The following is a 24287-nucleotide window of genomic DNA, read 5'->3' on the forward strand; positions in this document are numbered from 1 at the left end:
CTGGGCGGCCCCGAGGCCATAGAGAGGAGAGTCCGTTCGTCACGGACTCTCCGGGGGGTTACTCGGCGTGGGCCCGCGCCGTCAACTGCGCCAGCGTGTCAACCGCGCCAGCGTCAACCGCGCTAGCGTCAACCGCGCCAGCGTGTCACCCACACTTGCTGTAGCCGCAGCTCTCGCACTTCTGGCAGCCCTCCTCGAACCGCAGCGGCGCGCCGCAGTCCGGACAGGCCTTGCCGTTGTTGAGGACGTTCTTGACGCCCACGGTCTCCAGCGCGACCGCCAGCAGGTCGGCCTTCGACGCCACCATTCGGCCCTGGTAAGTCCCGAACATGCCACCGTTGATGCCGCGCAGCGTCTTGACCAGCGCCTCCGCCGGCACGCCGTACTGCAGCGCGATCGAGACGACGCGTCCAAGCGCCTCGCTGTCGGCGTTCGCCTCGTCACCGGCCTTGCCCGAGACGATGAACACCTCGGCAGGCAGCCCGTCTTGCATGTTGACGGTCACGAAGAAACCGCGCTTCTCGCCGCTCGGCAGCATGAGCTTCACCGAGTCGGTGAAGCCCGACAAGCGCGTGGGGCGGTTGAACAGGGGTTCGCCGGGGAGGCGATCCTCGCTCGGTGCCGGTGTGGCCGGCCGGCCCTGCGGGGTCGGGTCCTGGGCGGCGGTTACCGTCCTGGAGCCGTCGGCGCTGGCGGCCATGGCGTGCGGGGCCGGTTGTGATACGCCCGCGGCGGCGGTCGAGATCACGTTGGCGGAGGCGCCGCCGAGGTCGGTCGTTGGGGCGGGAGCCGCGGCCTGCCGGGTCGGCTCCATGGTCGGCTCCTTGCTCGGTTCCTTCTGGGCGTCCTTGGAGGTCGAGAGCACCTGGAAGTCACGGGAGCCGTCGCGGTAGACCGTGATCCCCTTGCACCCGGTGGCGAAGGCCAAGCGGTAAGCGTCGAACACGTCGGCCGTCGTAGCCTGGTTCGGCAGGTTGATGGTCTTGGAGATGGAGTTGGCCGCACGGTCGCCGTCGTCGAACGCCCGTTGCACCACCCCCTGCATGCGCACGTGGCCCGCCGGGCTGATGTCGTGGGCACAGACCAGCACCGCACGCACCTTCTCGGGTATGAAGTGCAGGCCCTGGACGGAGCCGTGGTTGCCCTGCACTGCGGCGACGACCTTCTCCCAGTCCCAACGCCCATCCAGCTCGTAATCGGGGTGCGGCGCGTGCTCCTCGAGCAGTTCCTGGAACAAGGGGTGGATGAGCGCATGGTAGCTGGTGCCGATCTTGCGGTAGATGAACGGCGCGAACACCGGCTCCACGCCCGAAGACACGCCCATCAGCATGCTGGTCGTACCCGTGGGGGCGACCGTGAGGATGGCGACGTTGCGGCGCGGCGTGGTCAGGTCGCTGACGTCGTACAGGGGAAACGCGCCGCGCTCGGCGGCGAGCGCCTGCGAGGCCTGGGTGGCGGCGTTGCGCAGCGCGCCGATTATGGCCGCCACGGCGTCGCGGCCCTCGTCGGAGTCGTAGCCGTAACCCATCAGGATGAGGGCGTCGGCGAGGCCCATGACGCCCAAGCCCAGGCGGCGCAGCTTCATGCTCATCTCGCGGTTGTCCTCGAGCGCGAACTTGTTGACGTCGAGGACGTTGTCGAGGAAGCGCACGCAGGTCGTCACGTCCGCCGTGTAGCGGTCGAAGTCGTAACCGGCGAGCCCGACGTCGCGCTGCGTGACGTAGGCGGCCAGGTTGATGGCGCCCAGGTCGCACGGCTCGCCCGGGTAGAGCGGGATCTCGCCGCACGGGTTGGTGCTGCGGATGTCGCCCATGGCGCTGCGCATGGGGTTGTGCTCGTTGATGCGGTCGACGTAGATGAGCCCGGGCTCGCCCGTCGCCCAGGCATGCTGGGCGATCTCCCAGAGCGTGCCGCGGCCATGCTCGCCGCTCCCCTGGTCCATGAACTCGTTGGTCACGAGGACCGAGATGTTGAAGGTGCTGATGTCGCCCTCGGCGCGTTCGCGGTCGAGGTCCTTGGCCGTCACGAAGTCCTGCAGGTCGGGGTGGGTGATGGCGAGGGTGGCCATGCCGGCGCCGCGGCGCGTGTTGTGAGTGACGAAGCCGCCGGCCAGGTAGGTCTTGTTCTCGTCCACCGATAGGTCGAGCGTGAGGGCCCGCCCAGCCGGCTTCACGCTGGCCACACCCACGTAGTACTCGTCGTGGCCGAACTCCGGCTGGTCGGCCTCGTGGGAGGAGGTGCGCAGCCCGTGGCACGTGACACTGATGCGGAGTTCGCCGGGTGTAGCGCCTGGCGTGGCCTGGCGCGTCGCGCTGAAAACCGCTGGCCGGCCCGTGGTTCCCACCGGCACGGACCTGAAGCTCTCGGCAGGCGCCGCTGCAGGGTGTGGGAGCTGCCACGACTGCTCCACGCTTTCCGGCACGGCTCCCTCTGCCGCCTCCAACCGGGAGCCCTCGAGGAAGCCGACGCGCTCGACGAAGCGCTTCAGCCCCTTATGGCTCACCACGCTGAGACGGTGAACCTTGCCACTCGCGTTACGGTCATGCGTCCCGCTCGAGGCGGTCAGCTTGCTTGGGATGCCGAGGCCTGCCAGCATGGTGGCCACATCCTCGGCGAGGAGCGGCGAGGCGGTGCTCACCTGGGGCACGCCGCGGCTGAGCGAGCCGCTGGCCTCGAAGAGCCCGCGTAGGAAGGCGCCGACCACGGGCCGAGATGACATGCGCACGGCCCTCGGGATGGCCGCTTCACGCGTGCCGGGCTTGTCGAGGCCGTTGGCCTCGAGCCAGGCGCCGAGGTGCGGGCAGTCGGCCACGTACGACACTGTGCCTGCATCGGGGCCCTGCTCCACGGATGCCGACAGCCCGAAGAGCTCCTCGAACAGGCGCGGCGCCTCCGTCTGCATGGGTGACCCGTGGGCCACGGAGATGCCGACGCGCCCCGAAGCGACGAAGCCGTCGCCCCAGAGGTACCCGAGGAAGAACGCCATGCGCTCCGTTAGGCGCCCCGGCATAAGGCCGAGCTTGGCCCCTCCTTCTGGCGGGTCGACCGGCTGCAGGGTGACCGGCGCGCCGGTGTGCTGGTCGAGGACCTGGATGACGCGGTCGCTGGTTGTCAGGTCGTCGAACTCGACCCACTCGCGGCGCCCGTTCTCGCGGATCACCTTCAGTTTGTGGTTGCGCGTCCCGCGGAGCGACTGGCCGTTTGCCAGCGTCACGCGCAGCGTCTCTACCACGCCGTTGTTGAAGCCGCGGGGGCTCGCTTTCCACCCCTCGTCCGTAGCGACCTTGAGGTAGTGATCCTGCCAGCCGGTCTGGTGGGCGTCCACGAGTTCGGAAAGGCGCAGGGTGCCCTTGCTGGTGTTCACCAGTGTGTCGGGGTGGAGGCAGCCGCCCTGCCTGATGGCCCTCAAGGTGGGTGCGAACAGGTGCCGCAACGTGGCCACCGGACCCGCGAAGCGCGCCCCGCCCAGGCCGGCCCACACCGCGAAGTTGTCGTACACCTCGACCGCGAAGGACGAGGGGCCGCTGGAGGTGCCTCCGGAGCCGGCCACCGGCGTGCCCTCGGCCCTGAGGTCGGAGAGGTCGACGACTATGTCGCGGCCCGCGAGCATCGCCGTGACGGCGTCGGCCGCAGCCTGCCAGATGTCGTCCACGGAGTCGCCTACCAGGCGGACGCTCACGCCCGCCGGGAGGTGGTCGCGCTCCACGAACGTGCCGGCGCGGTAACCGCGGGTGACCATCTCGCCCTTGGCGACGTCGAAGAACGTCCCGCTCCTGATCTTCTGGTAGTCGGCGTGCGAGCGGCCGGCGGTGAGGTAGAGCCGTCCGGTGGTGCCGGTGAAGTGGCGTTTGGGCGCGATGGGATCGAGGTTGACGCCGTTGCCGCCACCCACTTTCGTGACGAGCGCGAGCTTGCGGGCCAGGTTGAGTACCCACGCGTCCGTACCCGGCTGCTCGGGGCTTCCATCTTGCACGAAGCAGTTGAGGACGTTGCCGTGAAGCGTGTTGGCGCCGGCCAGCACACGGCCTCCGGGGCAGAAGCTCTTGCTGGCCATCAGCCGGTAGAAGCGGTCGGCCTGCTCGTCGCGAAGCTCTGGGCGTTCGGGCTGCGCCACCCAGGCGGCCACGCGGTGGAACATGGCCTCGACCGACTCCTCACCCGGTTGAAAGTACTGCCGCTTCGCGATGCTCACGGCGTGCGGGTCGAAGCCCACGTTCGAGGCCCCTGGGTTCGATGACGAGTTGTCCACCATTGCGTTCCTCCCGAAGGGCGAGTAGCCGGCGCCACCCGCCCGTTTTTCGCTGCCGCCCGTTCGCTCGAGCGTCTGCACGCGGACGCGTGCCCTGGTAAACGGCTAGTCAGATACCAGCACTTGTATCGATCACCCTAGCGCATACCACCGCTGTCATCTTGAGCAAAATATCTCACCCCGGCAAGACGCGAAAACCTTCTGCTGGGCGGCGCCAATGCCAGGGGCCCTGGCCCCGTGAATCAGGCGTCGAAGACGAGTGGCAGGCTACCACCCACCGCCGAGTCCTGGCAAGCAGCCAAGTACCATCCGGCTACCAGTAAGGGAGAGCCGGCGGGCCTCACCTACTAGATGTGGTACCGAACGGGCCGTGCAGAAGTAGCGGGCGCGACGGTGATGACGCTGCCCTGGAAGGCGGCCTCGACTCCATCAGTGCCTGAAGTGCCTCTCGCCCGTGAACACCATGGCGAGGCCCAGTTCCTCCGCCGCCTCCGTGATCGCCTGGTCCGCGATCGAGCCCCCGGGCTGCACCACCACGGTCACGCCCGAGGCCGCCACCGCTTCCAAGCCGTCCCTGAAGGGGAAGAAGGCGTCCGACGCGCCCACTCCGCCCTGCGCGCGGCCGGCCGCCTTGCGCACGGCGATCTCGGCCGCGTCTACGCGGCTCTGCTGTCCCGCGCCGATGCCCACGGCGCTCCCGCCGGCCACCAGGACGATGGCGTTGGAGGAGGTGGCCGCGCACACGAGCTGGGCCAACTCGACGTCGCGCCACTGAGCCTCGGTCGGTTGCCTGCTGGTGACGACCTGCCAGGCCGACCGGTCCAGGCTCACGACGTCCGGGCGCTGCACCAAGAAGCCCCCGTCCACGCGTCGCAGTTCGAAGCCGGCGGGCCGCGGGGCCGGCAGCTCGATGACGCGCGTGTTCTTGCGCTTCCTCGCGAGGAGCGCCAGCGCCTCCGGCGCGTAGCCGCGTGCCAGGAGCACGTCGGCCTTGGGGTTGGCCACCATGCGCTCGGCCAAAGCAAGGTCGACGAAGCCGGGAAGCGCGACGACGCCGCCGAACGCCGACTTCGAGTCGGCGGCGAACGCCTTGGCGTAAGCCTCCTCGAGGTCGGTCCCCCAGGCAGCACCGCAGGGGTTGGCATGCTTGACGATGACGCAAGCGGGCGCGCTGGCCGCCAGGGCGTGCGCGAGGCGCCAGGCCGCCTCCGCGTCGAAGAGGTTCAGGTAAGACAGCGCGAGGCCGGAATGAACCTTGGCCTCGTCCCACACTGAGTCGGCGCCGACTTCGCGGTAGCGGGCGCCCGCTTGGTGCGGGTTCTCGCCGTAGCGCAGGACTTCGGCGCGCTCCAAGGCGACGTCGAGGTTCTGCGGCAGTTCCTCCCCCTTGCTCAGGTAGGCGACGATGGCGGCGTCGTAGGCGGCCGTGTGCGCGAACGCGGCAAGGGCCAGCCGGCGGCGCTCTTCGGGCGTCGGTCCGCGCTCCAGGGCCTCGAGCACATCGGGGTAATCGCCCGGGTTCACGACCACCACCACGCCGGGGTGGTTCTTGGCGGCGGCGCGCAGCATGGCGGGGCCACCGATGTCGACCTGCTCCAGCGCCTCGGCCTCGGTCACGTTCGGCCGCGCGACCGTCTCCCTGAACGGGTAGAGGTTGGCCACCACGACGTCTATGGGCGTTATCTCGTGGCGCGCCAGCTCGGCGAGGTGGGCGTCGTCCCGCCGCGCGAGGATGCCGCCATGGACCTTCGGATGCAGCGTCTTCACGCGCCCATCCAGGATCTCGGGGAAGCCGGTGACGTCGGACACCCCCAGGGCCGGCAGCCCCCAGCGCTCGAGGGCCGCCAGGGTTCCGCCCGTGCTCACGAGCTCGTAGCCCAGCTCGACCAATCCTCGGGCGAAGCCCTCCAGCCCCGTCTTGTCCGACACGCTGAGCAGTGCTCGGGGGCGCTTTCCTTCACTCGTAGGCGGCATGTCGTCTCCTTCTCATGAAACGGTGAGGGCGGCCACTTCGTGCGAAGTGGCCGCCCTCACGTTGCACCGAACCTGTTTCAGTTCGCTGCGCCGGGAGCGGCCTCGTCTTGGGGCGCCGAATCCCCGGAGGGCGCGGCGTCCGGCGCCTGCTCGGGCGGGGCCTCGCCACCCCCGCCAGCGTCGCCGGTACCGGGAGCCGTGTCGGTGGGCAGCACGAGATCGGGCTTGCTGGTCTCGACGATCTCGATCTTGGCGCGCTGTTCGTCGAGCCAGGCGCTGCGCTCGGCCTGGCGTTTCTGAGCAAGGACGGCCTGCTCGACCTGGGCCCGGACGTCCGCGAGTGGCCGCACACGGGCGGGCAGCCTATCGGCCACCAGGACCACGTACGTGTCCTTCGTGGTGACAGGCGCCGCGTCGGGCTCACCGTCGCCGGCGGCGTCGGCGTCGGCCGTAGCGTCGGCGCCTGTAGCGTCGGTGCCCGTCGCGTCTGCGGCAGTCGCGTCGGCAGCAGTTGTGTCGTCACCCGTCGCGCCGGCGTCGGTGGCCTCGCCTCCGGCGGACGCCTGGTCGCCGGCAGCCGAGGCGGCGGAAGTGGAAGCGGTGTCATCGGCAGCCGCCGCGTCGGCCTCATCGTCACCAGCGGCAGCCTCGACGGGTTCCTCTAGCACCAGCACGTCGCTGACCGCCAGAGAGCCGCCCGGGAGGTCGTCGAAGGCGTCGGTCCCGAACAGCGCCGTGTCGAGTTCCGTGGGCAGGTCGCCCGGCTTCACGCGGCCGAGCTCGGTGACCGTGCCGCCCAGGGTCTCGTTGGCGGCGGTGACGTCGTCGCCGGCGAGCAGGGCCTCACGGAACGCCTCGGCTGCAGCCTCCTCGGCGAACTCCGCCTTGGTGACGGTGGCCTCTGCCGAGATGGTGAACTGCGACTGGTTCTCCGAGTAGTACTTCTCGATGTCGGCCTCGCTCGCCGTGGCGTCCCGGGCAACGAAATTGAGTGCCGCCTGTGCGATGCCGTTACGCGTACCCACGAAAGGTTGGCCCAGCGAACCGGCGCTCTGGTACGCGACCTCGGTATCGATCAACTGGTTGAGGACCGTCGGCTTGAAGAGTCCGACGATGAGGTCCGCCGTCTGCGGCGAGAGGGCCTGCTGGATCTGCGTGTTGGTGTAGAGGGCCCGGTCGAGCTCGGCCGCGTGGATCTCGTGATCTCCCACGGTGGCGACCACCGGGTTGTCGAAGGAAAGCGTGCTGGTGGGTGGGAACGAGACCTGAGCGGCCTTACGCAGCCTCTCGAGCTCGGCCTCGACCACGCCCGACTTCTTGGCGTTCAGGGCGTCTGCGGCGACCGTCTCCTTGACGTCGTCGAACGGCCGGTCGGCGGCGGGCTCGTAGCCCTCGACCTCGATGACGTAGTAGCGGTCGTTGTAGGTGATCACATCGGTCACGCCCGCGCCCCGAAGCGAGAAGGCCGCGTTCGCGACGACCGTCGGCAGTGCAGGGCGACCCACCGGCTTGGGCTCGGTCTCGCCGCCGGCTGCGCCGATGGCGCCGTCGCGATCGGCCAGCTCCAGGCTGTTCTCGCGCGCCAGCGTGGCGAAGTCCGCGCCCGCTAGCGCCTCACGGCGCAGACGCTCCGCCAGGTCCTTGTCGGCCACGACGATCTCGCGCGCCAAAATGCGTTCCTCGGACTGGTAGGAGGAAAGGTGCGATTCGTAGTAGGCCTGGACCTCGGCGTCGGAGACCGTAACGTCCTTGACGAGGCGGGACTCCCACTCCTGCAGCTTGAGCTGGCCCTTCATGTACTCGCGGAAGCTCTGGTCGTTGAAGCCCGAGCTGCCGATGAGCCGGAGGTACGCCTGGTCGTTGCGGGCACCGTCCACACCGCGCTCGGCGCGGAAGTCGTTGACGGCGGCACGCACCTGACCGTTGCCGATGGCAACACGGGCGGCGGCCTGATCGAGGACCGTGTTACGCACGATCTCGTCGACCATGAGCCGCTGCAGGTCCTTGCCGACCTCGCCCTCGGTCACGGTGTTGAAGAGCGGATTGCTACGGATCTGCTGAAGGTCGGCGTCGTATAGGGTCTGCCCGTTGACGACGATCTGAGCCGCGCCCTTGCTGGCGCCACCGACAGAGCCGCCGAGCCCCGGCGTGAACATGACCACCATGCCCGCCAAGAGGCCGATGGACACGCCCCACAAGATGATGGTGTTCGTGCGTTTGCTAAGCTTCATCTAGTTGACTTCCTCCCGGCGCGCTTTCCACCCGCGCCGTTTCGCGGATGCGCCTGTAAAGGTGACTCGTTCGAACCACGACCTGCCCCGTGCGGCCCAACTATCGACCGGCATGCGGGCGGTGAACATCTCGGAGCACGCCCCGAAGTGTACCAGAACGGCGAGTGAGAGCCGCGTGCGCGGCGGGTGCTATATTGCTCTTTGCCTCAGCGGCGCAGTGTCGCTACGGGCGCCCGTAGCTCAGTCGGATAGAGCGTTCGCCTCCGGAGCGAAAGGCCACAGGTTCGAATCCTGTCGGGCGCACCAACTCCCACCCCACTAGCCGCGAGCCCAATGGCCGGCGGCCCAGGAAGTCCACGTGAACCAAGCGCCGACGCTCAACCCCCTGACGGCCTTCTTGAGCGTGGCGGCGGGCGGCGGCGTGGGCAGCGCGCTGCGCTACGGTTTCGCGCTCTGGCTGGAGCCGATCAGCCGGGGCTTCCCCTTCAGCATGCTCGTCGTCAACGTGCTCGGCTCGTTCGCTATCGTCTTCTTCGGCGAGCTCACGGTAGGCGGCGCCGGCCAACCCGCCACGCAAGCTTGGCGCCTGGCCGCGCTCGTCGGCGTTTGCGGCGGGTTCACGACGTTCTCCTCGTTCAGCCTGCAGACCGTCGACCTGCTGCGGGCCGGGTTCGTGGGTCGGGCGCTCGCCAACGCGCTGCTGTCCGTCGTCTTGTGCGTCGCCGCCGCGGCGCTAGCCTACTGGGCGGCGGCGAGGTTGACCAGCTAGGGACGACCCCGAGCCGCGCTCACCACGTCGGACGCTCGGGCTGCTCCCCCCTAACCCACGGCTGCTGCACCATCAGGCCCTCGCCGGAGAACACGACTACCGGCTCGCCCTCGACCAGGAGCCGTACGGCGTCGACGTCCGTGGGCTGGGTGAGGGTGTAGTAGAGCTGGTTGAGGCGCGCCAGCATGGCCGAGGTCCCGCCGCCGCGTTCGAAGGCGGCCGACAGGTCGACGCTGAGGACGCCCCCGGAGAGGGAGGCGCCCAGCACCGCCGTGTCTGGCGGCACCGCCGTTGCCAACCCACGCGCCGCCTCGTCGGCGGTGGGTCCCCTCGTAAGCGCCCCCACCTGAAGGGCCGCCCGTTCCTCCGCCGTCGTCCGCCCCAGGCGACGGTTCACCGGCTCGAGCGTGAACGTCATGCCGGCATCGCGCACGAAGTAGACGACGGTGTCCGGCACGCGTTGCAAGGTGCGCAGAGTGATGACGGCGACGAGCGTGAGCAGCAGCAGAAGCGCCAGCGCGGCGACCCGAAGCACCACGGTGCGCACGTGCGCCTACGCCTTCCGGATCGGCAGGTAACGCGGCTGCCACATGGCCTCGTCGACCGCCTCGACCGGGTCGTCCGGCTCGTTGCGCGCCACGCCGTCCTCCAACGCCTGCTTGACGACCGCCCCGGCCACCTGCTTGCTCGCGCGGCCCAGCTTGCTTATCCGTGGATAGACGGCGCCCTCCAACAGGCGCGCTGGATCCGTGTACGCCGAAAGCGCCTCGGCGGCGGCGGTGAGCATGTTGTCCGTCACCTTGCTCGCTCCGGCGACGAGCGTGCCCAGGCCCAACCCGGGGAAGATGAACGCGTTGTTGCCCTGCCCGACGGCGTAGGAATGACCGCCATGTTCGACGTTGGGGAACGGGCTCCCCGTGGCCACGATTGCCCGGCCGCCCGACCACGCATATAGGTCCTCTGGCACGGCCTCGCCGTTCACGGTGGGGTTGGACAGTGGAAAGACGATGGGCGTCGGGGAGTTCGCCATGACGGCGCCGACGACTGCCTGGTCGAAGGCCCCGGCCTGGCCCGAGAGTCCGATGAGGCCCGTCGCCTTGGCGTTCACCGCCGTCTCGAGGAGCGTGGGCACGCTGCCGGCGAACTGCCACCCGGCCACGCGGGACGGGTCCTGGGCAAGCTCGAGCTTGTAAGGTTCCAGGCCGCTCCGGTCCGAGAGTATGAGGCCCTTGGAGTCGACCATGAGCACGCGCGCGAGCGCGTCGGCGCGGCTCATGCCTTGGCGCTGCAGGCCCACTAGGATCTGCCGCCCCACGCCTATGCCACCGGCACCGGCGCCATGAACCACGAAGATCTCGTCGGTCATGGGACGGTGCGTCTTGCGGGCCGCCGCGAGCAGCCCCGCCAGCACGACGGCGCCCGTGCCCTGGATGTCGTCGTTGAACGAGGGCAGCACGTCGCGGTAACGGTTCATGACGTCCACGGCCTTCTGCTTGCTGAAGTCCTCCCACTGCAGCAACGCGTTCGGGAACCGGCCCTTGAACGCCGTGACGAAGCGTTCTATGAACTCCTCGTAGGCGCTGCCCGTCAGGCGCTCGTGGCGCACTCCCAGGTAGAGGGGGTCGTCGAGCAGGTCGGCCCGGTTGGTGCCCACGTCGAGCTCGATGGGCAGCGTGGTGGCCGGGTCGATGCCCGCCGCGGCCGTGTAGATGGAGAGCTTGCCGATGCAGATGGCCATGCCCCCGAAGCCCTGGTCGCCGATGCCCAGGATGCCCTCGGAGTCGGTGGCCACCACGAGCCGCACGTCCGGCACGGGGGCGTCGGCCAGTACCCGGTCGACGACGTCGATGTTGTCGGTGCTGATGACCAGCCCCCTGGGGAAGCGGTAGATGAGGCTGAACTTCTGGACGGCCTCGGCGACGGTCGGCGTGTAGATGATGGGCAGCATCTCCTCGAGATGCGCCTCGAGCAGCGCGTAGAACAGGACCTCGTTGCGGTCCTGCAGCACGCGCAGGTAGATGTGCTTGTCGAGCGCCGAAGAGAAGCGCGAGTAGTTCGCGAAGGTGCGTTCGACCTGCTCCTCGATGCTGGAGCGGTGCGGTGGGACGAGCCCCTCCAGGCCCAGCTCGCGGCGCTCCTCTCGCGAGAAAGCCGTGCTCTTGTTAAGTAGCGGCAAACGCGTCAGGAGGTACCCGGAGAGCGAGGTCGCCAGGTAGGGGTTGCCGTCGTCGTCGAAACGCTTCTCGAATTGCCGCATGCTATCCACTCCCGCTGCGCCAAGGGGCGCTTGAACTTTGGGTTGCACTCTCGAACCTCGGCGGCCGGGCCCGGCCGTTGCCTCGAGCCTCAGGGCACGCCGACCGGCGCGCCCTGCTCGCTTTCGGCCAGTCGCGCGGCCTCGCCCGCGAAGTAGGCGTAGTCCTCGTCATCCGGTTGCAGTTCGAGCGCCCGGCCGTAGGCCTCGGCGGCCACGGCGTAGTCCCGCTTCTGAAAGGCTACGCGCCCGAGGTACGCCCAAGCCTGGACGAAGACCGGGGATGCCGCCGTGGCGGCCTTGAACTCCGCCTCTGCCGTATCGCCGTCACCAGCCTGGTAGGCGGCCAGCCCCCGCGCGAAGGCCTCGCTGGCCTCGGTACCGTACTGAGCGGCCTGCCGAGCATTATGTATGAAGTAGCGCGCGCGGTCGTCGTTCGGGTCCAGCCGCAAGACGGCCTGCCAGTAGGCGATGGCCTCGTCGGGCCTGCCCAACTCCTGCGTGGTCCTCGCGGCCCAGACGTTCGCCTCCTTGAAGTCGGGCGCCGCCTCTACTGCCGCCAGGAAGCGCTTCTGGGCCTCGGCCACGTCACCGTCCTCGTAGAGCGCCAGACCATCGTAGTAGGCGCGACCGGCCGCGACGCCCCAGCGTTGCTGGACGCGGGCGTAGTCGAGGAACCATGCCGACCGGGAGTCTTCCGGGGCCAGCGCGACCGCCAGCTCCCAGTACTTCACCGCGGCGTCCGGCCGCTCCGTCTCGAGGGCGGTCCGGCCCGCCCAAACGGCGGCGTTCGTGAAGCCGGGGTTGGCAGCCACGGCCGCCTGGAACGCCTCGAAGGCCGTGTCCAGGCGGCCCGCGTCGTAGGCCCTGAGGCCTTGGCGGTACGCCTCGCTGGCCGCAACACCGTACTTCTCACGCTCGCGGCTGAGCTCGAGGAAGAAGCGGGCGCCCTCGTCGTCGGGCGCCACCTCCACCAGGCGCTGCCAGATGACCACTGCGGCGGCCGTATCTCCACGCTCGTAGGCCATGCGTGCGAGCCACCGGAGCGCCTCGGGGTCGTCGGGCTCCTGATCCAAGAGCGTGAGGTACCAAGCTTGGGCGCCCGCATAGTCGCCGGCCTCGTAGCGGGAGAAGGCGAGCTGGCTGACCACCCGGTGGAACTCCGCGAGGTCGGTGTTCAGGTGCGCGCCGGCCCCGGACGGCAGGGTGGGCGTCGAATCGGTCAGCTCGCCGCCGGCGGCGAGGAAGGCGTCCCAGGCGGCGAACGCGCGGCTATACCAGTTGGTGAGGCCGTAGGCGTGCGCTTCGAGGCGGTAGGCGCGCCGCGCCAGCTCGAGTGCGGCAGCTTGCTCTTCGGTCGAGGACGCCTCCAAGGCGTCGGCGGCCAGAGCGGAGGCGTGGGAGGCCGCGGCGAGCGCAGCGTGCCAGGCCGGATCGTCCGGACTGGGCGTGCGCCCGAGGTCCACGCCCAGCGCCAAGGCCAGCGCGTCCTCCGCCGCGTGGTAAGCGGCGTCTGCCGCCTCGACGTTCACCGCGGACACCTGGAGGCCCTGTTGGGACATCGAGAAGGCGGCGAGGCTCAACAAGGAGGCGGCGGCGAGGCGCCCAGCGCCCGCCGCCCACCTGCGAAGTAGCAACGAGAAGCGGGGGCTCAGCGCGCCTTCGCGGTGAGCCATACGACCTCCTGGCCGGCGCGGATCAGGTACAGCAAGCGCTGCGACCCGTCCTCCCCGACGAAGACGATCCGCGTATGCGTTTCAGGGCCCTGCGGACCCGAGACCGCGCGCTCCGTCCGCTCCTGCTCGAAGTAGCCGGCGACGGCGTAGGCGGTCGAGATCTCGTGGACCTTGGCACCCGCGAGGGCCACGACGACTCCTCCGAGGGCGTAGGCCTCCCAGTCCGTCCAGGCGCCGGAATCCGGTATGCGCGCCACCAGCGCGTCGACCCCCTTGCCGACCGCTCGCATGGTGCCGCGGGGGAAGCTGACTCCCGCGTCGAACTGCGCCGAGATGGCAGTGGTCATGAGGACGTCTGCGAGGAGCTGGGCGTGGGCCGCCGGGGCGATGGCGAAGGTGAGGAGGGCAGCCAACCAGAGGGTCCGGTAACGCGAGCCGCGGGGCCCAGGCGCTTGACGGGTGGCCGTTGACATGCGCAGAGTCTAGCACCGCCCGCCAGGGACTTCCGCCCGGCCTCGGTTGACCCTGCCCCCTCCCAGCCGCTACCCTCTAGGTTGCCGCCGCACCCCGCCCTCGCTCGCAGCGGACGGCACAGACCCCGCGCCATAGCGCCCTTTGGCAGTGACGATGTTCCAGTCTTTAGGTGACAGACTCCAATCCGTTTTCGACGGCCTGCGCGGCCGCGGCCGCCTGACCGAGGCCGACGTCAAGGCCGCCCTGCGCGAGGTGCGCGTGGCGCTCCTCGAGGCCGACGTGAACCTCGAGGTGGCCCGCGAGTTCACCAACCGCGTGCAAGAGAAGGCCGTCGGTTCCGACGTTCTCATGTCGTTGCAACCCGACCAGCGCGTCATCGCCCTCGTTCAAGAGGAACTGGTGGCCGTGTTGGGCGGTAAGGCCGTGTTGCCGACGCTCAAGTCAGAGGGCAACGTCTGGCTCCTCATGGGGCTCCAGGGCGCCGGCAAGACGACCACCGCGGGCAAGCTGGCATACCGCTACAAGTCACAGGGCCGGCGCGTGCTGCTCGTCGCCGCCGACACGCAGCGCCCCGCCGCCCGCGACCAGCTCAAGGTGCTCGGCGCGCAGATCGGCGTGCCCGTGTTCGAGGTGCAAGACGGCGAGAAGCCCGCGGCCTCGAGCGCGCGCCTCAAACAGCACCTGCAGAAGGACTTCCGCGACCTGGTGATCGTCGACACCGCCGGCCGTTTACAGGTGGACGAGGCGCTCATGGACGAGCTCGCGGACCTGGGCCAAAGGTTGGCTCCCTCGGAGAAGATCCTGGTGGTCGACGCCATGACGGGCCAACAGTCGCTACCCGTCGCCAACGCGTTCGACGCGCAGGTGGGCGTCACGGGGCTGATCATGACCAAGCTCGACGGCGACGCGCGCGGCGGCGCCGCGCTCTCCGCCAAGCACGTGACCGGCAAGCCCATCTACTTCGCCGGCATCAGCGAGAAGATCGACGGCTTGGAGCCGTTCCACCCCGACCGCGTGGCGGGCCGCATCCTGGGCATGGGCGACGTCCTCACCCTGATCGAGAAGGCGCGCGCGCTCGAGGGCGAGGACGACGAGACGGAGATGCGCAACCTGGGCGACTTCTCGCTCCAGGACATGCTCACGCAGATGCGGCGCATCAAGCAGATGGGCTCTTTCACCGACGTGCTCAGCATGATCCCGGGCGCCAACAAGATCGTGCCGGCCGGCACCAACATCGACGAGCGCGAGATTCTGCGGGTGGAAGCCATCATCTCCAGCATGACGGAGGGCGAGCGCCACACGCCTCGCATCCTCAACGCGTCGCGCCGCAAGCGCATCGCGCGCGGCTCCGGCACGACCGTGCAGGACGTCAACCGGGTCATCAACAACTACGAGGAGATGCGCAAGCTCATGAAGCGCATGGGCAAGCGGCCGCCCCGGCGCGGCGGCCGCCGCGGCCTGCGAGGCTGACGCCGGCGGCAGGGGCCGACGGCCTTACGCGCGCCGGGCCGTGTCAACTAAGAACCAGTTCGTGCCGGGGTGGGCTGGAACGACCGGGTCACGCCGTGTACACTAGGTGGCTTCTAGAGGCCACTCGTCGTATCGTCGACGCTGGGCCCGCCTGACAGGCAGTACGCAGCCTTCCGAGGCTCTTGGAGGATATTGGAGATATGGTCAAGATTCGTCTGATGCGCATGGGTTCGACCAAGAACCCGCACTATCGCCTCGTCGTGGTCGACGGCCGCACCAAGCGGAGCGGCGATTACATCGAGCAGATCGGTTACTACGATCCGCGTGAGACTACGCCGGAGCACCTGCGCGTCGACGCCGAGCGCGCCGCTCACTGGATGGCGCTGGGCGCCCAACCGACCGACACGGCACTCCGTCTCCTCGAGAAGACGGGCGTCGAACTCCCGCAGTCCCTGCTGGCCAAGCGCCGCAGCTCGTACGTCAAGCGGCAAGAGGCGAAGGCCTGAGGGCTTAGCCCCGGCACCCCGCGAACGGAGGCGGCATGCCCCTCGACCTGGTCACGTTCGTCCTACAGAACCTCGTAGCCGATCCCGAGCACCTGGAGGTCACCTCCACCTCGGACGGGCGCAACGTGCATATCGACATCACGTGCGCACCCGAGGACGTGGGCCGCATCATCGGCCGGGGCGGGCGCGTGATCAACGCCGTCAGGACCCTGGCGCGAGCGGCGGCCGACGGGCGCCAACGCGTCGAAGTCCAGCTACTGGAGTAGCGCCGGGCGCCTCCGGATGCTGCCTAACCCCACCGCCAAGGAACAACCCGGCGATTACCTTCCCCTGGGTGACCTGGGACGCACCTTCCAGCTGGAGGGTGCGTTGCGCTGGCACGTGCCGGCCGCGCTCGAGTCCGAGGGCGTCCCCGGGCCGCGGTCGCTGGCGGCGCGGGTCGTGGCCGCCGCCGGCAGCCTGTTCGTCACCGGCCTGGGTGACGCGCGCGTGCGCGACCTGCGCTACCAGAAGACCGGCGCCCCGCTCCTCTTGCTGGAGGGCGTACGCGACCGCACCACCGCCCAACGGCTCGTGAACGCCGAGGTCTGGTTGAACCCCGCCCTGCTGCCGAGCGAGCTGGCGACCGAGCTCGAGGAGGCGCTGGCCGAGCCGAGCGAGGAGGAGGCGCTGGTCGGCCTCGAGGTGCGCCTGGCGGGCACGCTCGTCGGGACCGTCGAAGACGCCGACCTCTCGGGCCCAAACGCCATCGTCGTGGTCGCCCTGGCGGCCGGCGGCACCTGTTTGCTGCCCCTGGCGGCGCCTTACGTCGAGGTGACCCGGGAGCCGGCCATCGAGCTCACCGACCCACCGCTGGGCCTCCTGGACGCGCGCTGAACATGCGCTTCACCGTCTACACCCTCTTCAGCAGCCTCATCGAGCCTTACCTCCAGGAGGGACTGCTCGGCAAGGCCCTTCGCAACGAACTTCTCAGCGTGGAGCTGCGCGACCTGCGGCGCTTCGCGGGCAACCGCACCAATCGAGTGGACGACGCCCCGTACGGCGGCGGTGCGGGCATGGTCATGCGCGTGGACGTCGCGGGCCAGGCCGTGGCCGAGCTGGCGCAAGACACGCCCCCACCGACGGAGACCATCCTCTTGAGCCCCGCGGGTGAGCCGCTCACGCAGCGCCTCGTGGAGCACTTCGCCAACCTGCCCCACCTCGCCATGATCTCGGGCCGCTACGAGGGCTTCGACGCGCGCGTGGAGCGGCTCGTCACCCGCGAGGTGTCGATCGGCGATTACGTGCTCATGGGCGGCGAGCTGCCCGCACTCGTCGTGCTCGAGGCCACGGCGCGGCTCCTGCCGGGCGTGCTCGGCGACGCCGACAGCCACCGGCAGGAGTCGTTCAGCTCGGGCCTTCTCGACTACCCCGAGTACACGCGGCCCCCCAGCTACCAGGGCCACGACGTGCCGGAGGTGCTGCTCTCGGGGCACCACGGCAACGTCGAGGCGTGGCGCCGCCTCCAGGCCCTCAGACGCACCTTCGAGCGCCGGCCCGAGCTGCTGGAAAGCGCGCCGCTCAGTGACGAGGAGCGCGCGTTAGTGGCGCGCTGGCGCGCGGAGCGCGGTCCAACACCCTAGTCTCGTAGCCTCACCCCGGACCGTTGGCATTCGTTAGGCACCGTAAAGGCAGCGCAGCAGCCGCGTCATGCCCTAACGGAAGGACCGCGGCCTCTGCTCGGTCGCGGTCCTCCAGTTCCCGGCGATGTTCGGCCCTTACGGGGTCTGGTTGACCTTGTCTATCACCAGCTGGGTGATGTCGAGGTCGTCGTCGGCATAGACCACGAGGTGCTGGTTGGCGGCCTCGACGCGGTCCATCACCACCGTGTAACCGTTCTCCTTCGCGAGTTCCGCGATGGCCTCGTTGGTGGCCTGCACGGCGGGCGCCGCAGCCTTGTTGATCTCGTCCAGGTAGCGCGCCTGCACCGCCTGCAGCGTGGAGCGCAACGTGGAGTAGCGCTCGCTCTCCTCGGGGGTGAGCGTCTGGCCGCTGCTGAGCTTGTTCTCGAGCGCCGAGATGCTGTCGGTGAGGCCCTTGATCTCGGTTGCGGCCTGGGCCCTCAGGTCCTCGACCGCCTGACCGGCGGGGTGCGCCCTCAGGACGGCCTGCGCGTCCACGAAGACTAGCTTGGTCTGGCGCGACTGGGCGCTCAGCGACGACGCGAAGAGGGCGACCACTACGGCCGCGGCAAGTCCTAGGAGGGTGAGTCTTCTCATAGCGCCGGGAAGCTTACCACCGGAATGATGAGAAGCCTTGTGAGGCCCTGACCCGTGTTCGACACGAGAACCCCCCTAACCCGCCGCGGAACCGTCGGCCCGCACCAGTGACCGTCATCTTCGCGGTCTTCTCGGGCATCCTCGGCAGCCTCATCGGGTCGTTCGGCAACGTCGTCATCTGGCGCCTTCCGCGCGGCGAATCGATCGTCTTCCCGGGCAGCCACTGCCCCACCTGCAACCACCGTCTGGGGCCACTCGAGCTCGTGCCGATCTTCTCGTGGCTCGCCCTCAGGGGCAAGTGCCGCCACTGCGGCGCGCGGATATCGCCCCGTTACCCCCTCGTGGAGGCGCTCATGGCCGCCGTGTTCGTGGCGGTCGCGCTGCGCTGGCCGCCGGTCACGACCGGCCTCGCGTTCCTGCCCCTCTGGGCCGTGCTGGCCATGCTCGTGATGGCGGCCCTCATCGACGTCGACCACTACATCCTCCCCGACGTCCTCACGCTCCCGGCCGTGGCGCTTGGCGTGCTCGGGGCGTTCCTGACGGGCGAGGCGACCGACCTGCCCGGCCCACTGGCGGCGCTCACGGGCGCCCTCGCCGGCGCCGGCGTGCTCGTGCTCATCAACCGCGTAGGGGCGCTCGTCCTCAGGCGTTTCACGGACACCACGGAGCGCCTCTTCCCCATCAGCCTCGACCAGGTGAACATCGCGGCCGTGGTGGGCGCCTTGGCCGGCGTCTGGTGGGGCCTGGCCGCCGGGGCGGTGAGCGTCATCGTCAACCTCGCCGCGCGCCGCACCCTCCGCCTGGGCGAGCCCCTCATGTACGGGTTGTGGCTGGTCGCGCTGGTCCTATCGAGCACCTCCTTCACGGTGCCGACGGTGACCGCGCTGAGCGGCAGCGTGCTGGCAGCGGGCGCCTGGGCGCTGATCGGCGCCTCCTACTGGTGGCTCCACGACGCCTTCAGGCCGAAGGCCGCCGAGGAGGCGCGCAAGAAGGAGGCCGAGGACCAGCACCCCGAACCGGTGGCCATGGGCTTCGGCGACGTGAAGCTCGCCGCGGCGATAGGCGCCCTCCTCGGCTGGGAGAAGCTCCTCGTGGCCGTGCTGTTCGCCGTCTTTCTGGGCGCCCTGTTCGGCATCGTCGGCCGCCTGGCGGGCGGCAAACGTCTCATCCCCTTCGGACCCTACCTGCTGGCAGGCGGCCTGGCCGCGCTCTTCTTCGGCGACGCCGTCATCACCTGGTACCTGGGACTGCTGGGCGTCACCTGAACCGCCGCCCCGCGGCGTGGGCCGGGACTGACGGGTGCTAGCATGTTGCCCGTTCGTCATGGCCGGGCCCTCGCGGCCCCCGGCCGCGCCGAACCTCCCGTAGGATTGGAGCCCGAGTGAAGCCATCACGCATCCGTAGTCTGGAGCTCAGGTGAAGCCATCACGCATCCCGAGTCTTGCCGGTCGCGACTTCCTGTCCCTGTCCGACCTGAGCAGGGACGAGTTCGCGGGCCTGATCGACAGCGCCATAGAGCTCAAGACGGCCTGGAAGAACGGGACGAGGCCGGCGCTCATGCAGCACAAGACCCTCGCCATGATCTTCGAGAAGCAGTCGCTCAGGACGCGCTCCACGTTCGACATCGCCATGGCCCAGTTGGGCGGTCACGCCATCCTCCTCAGCCAGAACTACATCGGCTGGGGCGTGCGCGAGACGGTGCGCGACGTCGCCGGCAACCTGGACCGCTGGGTGGACGGCATCATGGCCCGCACCTACGGTCATGGCACGCTCGTCGAGCTCGCGCGGCACGCCAAGGTACCCGTCATCAACGGGCTTTCGGACCTCCTGCACCCGTGCCAGCTCCTCGCCGACTACGTGACCCTCAAGGAGACGTTCGGGCAACTGGCGGGCCTCAAGCTGACGTTCGTGGGCGACGGCAACAACGTGGCCAACTCGCACGTGAACGCCGCCGCCCTGGCGGGCGTCGAGCTGACCATCGCCTGCCCGCCGGGGTACGAGCCCGAGCCGGGCATCCTGGCCTCCGGCCGCAGCGCCGGCGGCGTCATCCACGTATCGCATGAGCCGCGAGAAGCCATCAGCGGCGCCGACGCCCTCTACACCGACGTGTGGATCTCGATGGGCATGGAGGAGGAGTCGGAGCACCGCAAGAAGGCCTTCGCCGGCTACACCATCACGCCGGAGTGGTTCGACGACCTCGCCCCGCGCGGCGTTTTCATGCACGACCTGCCCGCCCATTACGGCGAGGAGTGCACCGAAGACGCCGTCTACCACGACCGCAGCGTCGTGTTCGACCAGGCCGAGAACCGGCTGCATGCCCACAAGGCCGTGATCTTCCAGTTCATGGCCGGCGAGTGAGGCGACGTGGCCGCAACGCTTGAGGCCGGCCGGTTGAGGGTCGGGGTGCTCGGGGCCAGCGGCTACGGCGGCGCCGGGCTCATCGAGCGCCTGTCGCGCCACCCGCACGTGGAGCTCGTGGCGCTCGGCTCGCGCAACTACCTCGGCAAGCCGCTGGCGGACGCCTGGCCGCACCTCGCTGGCACAGGCAGCCCGCTGCGCTTCGTCGACACGGACGAGGTGCTGGCACTCTCCGACGTGGTCTTCTGCGCCACGCCACACGCGGCCACGGCGCCCATCGTGGCGCGGGCCGTGGCGGCGGGAAAGCGGGTCGTGGACCTCTCGGCCGACTTCCGCCTCGGCGCCGCCGATTACGAACGCTGGTACGGCGGCCCCCACCCGCACCCCGAACTGCTCGGCAGCGCCGTGTACGGGCTGGTCGAACTTCACCGCCACGAGCTTCCGGGCGCCACCATCGTGGCCAGCCCCGGCTGCAACGCGACGGCGGCCTCGCTAGCCCTCGCGCCGCTGGCCGCGTCCGGGCTGCTGGGCGACTCCGTGGTCGTGAACGTTCTGGCCGGCGTGTCGGGCGCGGGCCGCGCGACCTCGCCTGCGCTGCACTTCAGTGAGATGAACGAGAACGCCCGGCCCTACAAGCCGAGCGGCACCCATAGGCACACGGCCGAGATCGAGGCCGTTGGCGGCAGGGCCGTGGCCGCCGCGGCGCGGGGCGACGGCAAGCGCCTGGTGACTCACGCGCGTTACGACGCCGTGCCCGTGTCGTTCATGCCGCACATCGTGCCGCTCACCCGCGGGATCTTGGCCACCGTCTCGACCAGGCCACGAGGGTGGGGTGCGCTGGAACCTTCGACCGGCGCGCTCCTCGAGCTCGTCTCCACCTACTACGCGGGCGACCCGCTTATCGGCGTGAGCCCCACGCTGCCAGAGACCAAGGCCGTGAGCGGCAGCGACAGGGCGCAACTGAGCGCCCACTACGACGATCGCACCGGCCACGCGCTCGTCTTCTGCGCCATCGACAACCTCGGCAAGGGCGCCTCGGGCCAGGCCGTGCAGGGCTTCAACGTGGCCTTCGGCTTCGAGGAGACGACTGCCCTCTCCCTCGCCGGCGTGTGGCCGTGAGGTTCTTGCCCGAAGGAGGACGGCAGTGAAGGTTCCACAAGGCTTCCAACTCGCCGGCATCTCGGCCGGCGTGAAGCGCTCGGGGAGGCCCGACCTGGGCATCATCTACGCCGACGCTCCGCTCCGCTGGGCCTACAGCTCCACCACTAACGCCGTGGTCGCACCCTGCGTCACGCGTAACCGCGCGCTCGCCGCCGGCGGCGGCGCCGTGCGGGCCCTGGTGGTGAACAGCGGCAACGCCAACTGCGCCAACGGCGAACAAGGGGGGCGCGACGATCTCGAGTTCGCCAGGGAAGCCGCGAACGCCCTGGGCCTCGCGGGCCCCGAAGTGGTGCTCAGCGCCAGCACGGGCATCATCGGGCAGGCCATGCCCCTGCGCCAACTCGTGGCCGCGCTGCCCAGTGCGGCGGCGCAGCGCAGCGACGACAGCGAGGCGTTCTCTCGGGCCATCCTGACGACCGACCTGGTGGCCAAGGAGGCCTCGGCCATGCTGCCCGGGGGCGCACAGGTGGTGGGGGTGACCAAGGGCTCGGGGATGATCCACCCGAACATGGCCACCATGCTGGCGTTCGTCATGACCGACGCCCGCGTCGAGCAGCCCGCGTTACGGGAGATGTGGCAGCGCGTCGTCGAGCGCTCGTTCAACCAGTTGACGGTCGACGGCGACACGAGCACCAACGACATGGCCATCGCGCTCTCCTCCAACCTGGTGGCAGCGGACGCCGGCGACCTCGAGGCGGCGCTCCTGGAGGTCGCCGTCTCGCTGGCCAAACAGGTGGCGCGCGACGGCGAGGGCGCCACCAAGCTGATCACCGTGCGCGTCACGGGCGCCAGGGATGCGGGCGAGGCGCGCCGCGCCGCCCGTACCGTCGCCGGGAGCAGCCTCGTCAAGGCGGCCGTCCACGGCGCCGACCCCAACTGGGGCCGCATCCTGGCGGCAGTGGGCCGCGCCCAGGTCGCGCTGAACGAGGCGCACGTGCGCGTTCTGGCGCAGGGCTTCGAGCTGTACTACGGCGAGCCGCAACCCTTCGACGAGAAGCAGGTCTCGCAGGCCCTGGGTTCCGACGACGTGCTGCTCGAGGCCGACCTCGGCGTGGGCAGCGCGCAGGGCGAGGCGTGGGGCTGCGACCTCAGCGAGGGTTACGTCAGGATCAACGCCGACTACAGGACCTGAGGAAGTCGCGGGGCAAGGGGTGCTCGCCCCTGGCCCCGTCACTCCGCGGGCAGCCCGGCCTCAGCGCCGCCTGTTGGCGATGTGGATCGCCTTGCCGTGAGCGTGCTCGGCGGCCTCCATCACGCCCTCCGAGATGGTGGGGTGCGGGTGCTGCGTGAGGGCGATGTCCTCGAGCGTGGCGCCCATCTCGATGGCGAGCGTCGCCTCGGCCACGATGTCGCCGGCGTTCGGCCCAACCATGTGAAAGCCCAGGAGCAGGTCCGTCTTGGCGTCTCCCACCAGCTTGATCAGGCCGCTGTCGACGCCGAGCGTGGCGGCGCGCCCGGAGGCGGCCAGCGGGAACCGGCCGATGCGGACCTCGAACCCCGCCGCCTTTGCCTCCTCCTCGGTCATGCCCACGCTGGCGAGCTCCGGGGAGGTGTAGATGACGCTGGGAACGACCGTGTCGTAGGCGCTGGGCTGGCCGGCGGCGTGCTCGGCCGCCACTACGCCCTCCTTCATCGCCTTGTGCGCCAGGAGCGGGGCCCGAGCGACGTCGCCGATGGCGTACACGTGGGGCACGTTCGTCTGCATGTGGTCGTTGACGACCGGCACGAAGCCCCGCTCGTCGACCTTCACCCCGGCGGCGTCCAGCCCCAGGCCGGCGCCGTTCGGGCGGCGACCGACGGCCACCAGCACGCGGTCGGCCGCGATCACTTCCTGCTTGCCGTCCACGTCCTGCACCGTCACCTCGGTGCCCTTCTTCGTCGCCTTCTGGCTGACGACCTTACTAGACGTGAGGATGCGAATGCCGCGCTTCTCCAGCGCCTTGCGCAGTTCCTTCCCCGCGTCCGCGTCGGTGGCGCCCGCGATGTGTGGCAGCATCTCGACGACCGTCACCTCGCTGCCCAGCGAGGAGTAGACGTCGGCGAACTCGAGCCCGATGGCGCCGGCCCCGACTACCACCATGCGCGCCGGCACCGTCTTGCCGATGTTGAGCGCGCCCGTTGAGTCGACGATGCGCTCACCGTCCAAGTCGAAGCCGGGGATGGCGACCGGCCTCGAGCCCGTGGCCACGACGAACTTCTCGGCGCTGTACGCCTTGCCGGCGACCTCCACCGTATGCGGGTCCTTGAAGCGCGCCTCCCCCTCAAGCAGGGTGATCTTGTTGCCCTTGAAGAGCATGCCGACGCCGTTGGTCTGCTTCTTGACCACCGCCAGCTTCCAGCTCTCCACTGCGCCCAGGTCGATCTTGGGTTTGCCGAAGTCGACGCCGAAAGCGCTCGCGGCCTTGGCGCCCCGCAACTCCGACGCCACGTGAAGCAGCGCCTTCGTGGGGATGCAGCCGACGTTGAGGCAAACGCCCCCGACCGCGTCCTTCTCGACACAAGCAACCTTCAGGCCAAGCTGTGCGGCCCGTATGGCGGCGTGATAGCCGCCGGGGCCGGAGCCGATGACGATGAGGTCGAAGTCCATTGCTTCCTCCCAGGGGTTACACCACAGCGGAACGTGGCGCGCTCGCCGGCGAAGTAAGGCGAGCGCCCGGCTTTCTGCTCCCGCAGTTTAGCCCGAGGGCGACGCTCCGGCCCGATCGGTGTGGGCTATCCCGGTGGAATCCGCGGCCAAGGCGTTGACAGCCCACGCCCAACCGCCTACCATTCGCGCATGAACCGGGCCCCCAAGCGCAAGGCTGCTGACGAGCGACTAGCCCTGAGGCAAGGCGCGCCGCCGGACCGAGTCGCCACGCCCGCGCGCGTCGACCCCGGCAAGGCTGCCGGGGTCGAGCTTTGAGGGAC

General features: G+C 69.7%; 20 protein-coding genes and 1 tRNA gene. 12 read left to right on the top strand and 9 right to left on the bottom strand.

Going from position 1 to position 24287, the window contains the following annotated elements; all coding sequences use genetic code 11:
- Positions 1-145: 145 nt before the first annotated feature.
- From ROY82_09375 to ROY82_09385, 3 genes are all read right to left on the bottom strand, one after another.
- Entirely contained in the window at positions 146-4330 is a 4185-nt protein-coding gene (locus ROY82_09375; protein ID MDT3682666.1) for an adenosylcobalamin-dependent ribonucleoside-diphosphate reductase, read from the bottom strand.
- Between the two features lie 348 nt (positions 4331-4678).
- Positions 4679-6223 (bottom strand): bifunctional phosphoribosylaminoimidazolecarboxamide formyltransferase/IMP cyclohydrolase, encoded by a 1545-nt coding sequence (purH, locus tag ROY82_09380; GenBank protein ID MDT3682667.1) that lies wholly within the window; start codon positions 6221-6223, stop codon positions 4679-4681.
- Between the two features lie 77 nt (positions 6224-6300).
- On the bottom strand, positions 6301-8454 hold the full coding sequence (locus tag ROY82_09385) for a peptidyl-prolyl cis-trans isomerase (protein MDT3682668.1): 2154 nt from the start codon (positions 8452-8454) through the stop codon (positions 6301-6303).
- 229 nt (positions 8455-8683) lie between these two features.
- Here ROY82_09385 and ROY82_09390 point away from each other — a divergent pair.
- Together ROY82_09390 and ROY82_09395 are read left to right on the top strand one after the other, a co-directional pair.
- Positions 8684-8760, top strand: a tRNA-Arg gene (locus tag ROY82_09390).
- A gap of 52 nt (positions 8761-8812) precedes the next feature.
- Positions 8813-9223 carry a CrcB family protein gene (locus tag ROY82_09395; GenBank protein MDT3682669.1) on the top strand — a complete coding sequence of 137 codons (411 nt, stop codon included), beginning with the start codon at positions 8813-8815 and terminating at the stop codon, positions 9221-9223.
- A 19-nt stretch (positions 9224-9242) separates the two neighbouring features.
- Here ROY82_09395 and ROY82_09400 read toward each other — a convergent pair whose 3' ends face one another.
- The 4 genes from ROY82_09400 to ROY82_09415 form a co-directional block, all read right to left on the bottom strand.
- Positions 9243-9770 (bottom strand): GerMN domain-containing protein, encoded by a 528-nt coding sequence (locus ROY82_09400; protein MDT3682670.1) that lies wholly within the window; start codon positions 9768-9770, stop codon positions 9243-9245.
- Positions 9771-9776: 6 nt separating this feature from the next.
- A complete protein-coding gene (locus tag ROY82_09405; GenBank protein MDT3682671.1) occupies positions 9777-11480 on the bottom strand; it encodes an NAD-dependent malic enzyme in 1704 nt (567 codons plus the stop codon).
- A gap of 89 nt (positions 11481-11569) precedes the next feature.
- The gene (locus ROY82_09410; protein ID MDT3682672.1) at positions 11570-13153 is read right to left on the bottom strand and encodes a tetratricopeptide repeat protein; all 1584 of its coding nucleotides are present in this window, start codon (positions 13151-13153) and stop codon (positions 11570-11572) included.
- A complete protein-coding gene (locus tag ROY82_09415) occupies positions 13129-13626 on the bottom strand; it encodes a hypothetical protein (protein ID MDT3682673.1) in 498 nt (165 codons plus the stop codon). Before ROY82_09415 ends, ROY82_09410 begins: the two co-directional genes overlap by 25 nt.
- 154 nt (positions 13627-13780) lie before the next feature.
- Between ROY82_09415 and ffh the strand changes: the two genes are divergently transcribed.
- From ffh to trmD, 5 genes are all read left to right on the top strand, one after another.
- Complete coding sequence (gene ffh / locus ROY82_09420) at positions 13781-15097, top strand: signal recognition particle protein (GenBank protein MDT3682674.1); 1317 nt, start codon at positions 13781-13783, stop codon at positions 15095-15097.
- 200 nt (positions 15098-15297) lie between these two features.
- Positions 15298-15603 carry a 30S ribosomal protein S16 gene (gene rpsP, locus ROY82_09425; GenBank protein MDT3682675.1) on the top strand — a complete coding sequence of 102 codons (306 nt, stop codon included), beginning with the start codon at positions 15298-15300 and terminating at the stop codon, positions 15601-15603.
- A gap of 35 nt (positions 15604-15638) precedes the next feature.
- Positions 15639-15869 (top strand): KH domain-containing protein, encoded by a 231-nt coding sequence (locus ROY82_09430; GenBank protein MDT3682676.1) that lies wholly within the window; start codon positions 15639-15641, stop codon positions 15867-15869.
- A gap of 16 nt (positions 15870-15885) precedes the next feature.
- Positions 15886-16479 carry a hypothetical protein gene (locus ROY82_09435; protein ID MDT3682677.1) on the top strand — a complete coding sequence of 198 codons (594 nt, stop codon included), beginning with the start codon at positions 15886-15888 and terminating at the stop codon, positions 16477-16479.
- Between the two features lie 2 nt (positions 16480-16481).
- Positions 16482-17225, top strand: coding sequence for a tRNA (guanosine(37)-N1)-methyltransferase TrmD (gene trmD / locus ROY82_09440; GenBank protein ID MDT3682678.1), 744 nt, complete (start codon positions 16482-16484; stop codon positions 17223-17225).
- Between the two features lie 135 nt (positions 17226-17360).
- Here the strand turns inward: trmD and ROY82_09445 are convergent, their stop codons facing one another.
- On the bottom strand, positions 17361-17861 hold the full coding sequence (locus ROY82_09445) for an OmpH family outer membrane protein (protein ID MDT3682679.1): 501 nt from the start codon (positions 17859-17861) through the stop codon (positions 17361-17363).
- A 107-nt stretch (positions 17862-17968) separates the two neighbouring features.
- Between ROY82_09445 and ROY82_09450 the strand changes: the two genes are divergently transcribed.
- The 4 genes from ROY82_09450 (at position 17969) to argJ (ending at position 22512) form a co-directional block, all read left to right on the top strand.
- Positions 17969-19126 (top strand): prepilin peptidase, encoded by a 1158-nt coding sequence (locus ROY82_09450; protein MDT3682680.1) that lies wholly within the window; start codon positions 17969-17971, stop codon positions 19124-19126.
- A gap of 151 nt (positions 19127-19277) precedes the next feature.
- Entirely contained in the window at positions 19278-20219 is a 942-nt protein-coding gene (gene argF, locus ROY82_09455) for an ornithine carbamoyltransferase (protein MDT3682681.1), read from the top strand.
- Positions 20220-20225: 6 nt separating this feature from the next.
- Positions 20226-21338, top strand: coding sequence for an N-acetyl-gamma-glutamyl-phosphate reductase (argC, locus tag ROY82_09460; protein ID MDT3682682.1), 1113 nt, complete (start codon positions 20226-20228; stop codon positions 21336-21338).
- A gap of 25 nt (positions 21339-21363) precedes the next feature.
- On the top strand, positions 21364-22512 hold the full coding sequence (gene argJ, locus ROY82_09465; GenBank protein MDT3682683.1) for a bifunctional glutamate N-acetyltransferase/amino-acid acetyltransferase ArgJ: 1149 nt from the start codon (positions 21364-21366) through the stop codon (positions 22510-22512).
- A gap of 60 nt (positions 22513-22572) precedes the next feature.
- On the opposite strand, the gene lpdA is transcribed toward argJ, so the two are convergent.
- The gene (lpdA, locus tag ROY82_09470) at positions 22573-23967 is read right to left on the bottom strand and encodes a dihydrolipoyl dehydrogenase (GenBank protein MDT3682684.1); all 1395 of its coding nucleotides are present in this window, start codon (positions 23965-23967) and stop codon (positions 22573-22575) included.
- Between the two features lie 189 nt (positions 23968-24156).
- Here lpdA and ROY82_09475 point away from each other — a divergent pair, with 189 nt between their 5' ends.
- On the top strand, positions 24157-24282 hold the full coding sequence (locus ROY82_09475) for a hypothetical protein (protein MDT3682685.1): 126 nt from the start codon (positions 24157-24159) through the stop codon (positions 24280-24282).
- Positions 24283-24287 lie beyond the last annotated feature (5 nt).

Source organism: Truepera sp. (genome assembly GCA_032027045.1).
Lineage (GTDB): Bacteria > Deinococcota > Deinococci > Deinococcales > Trueperaceae > JAAYYF01.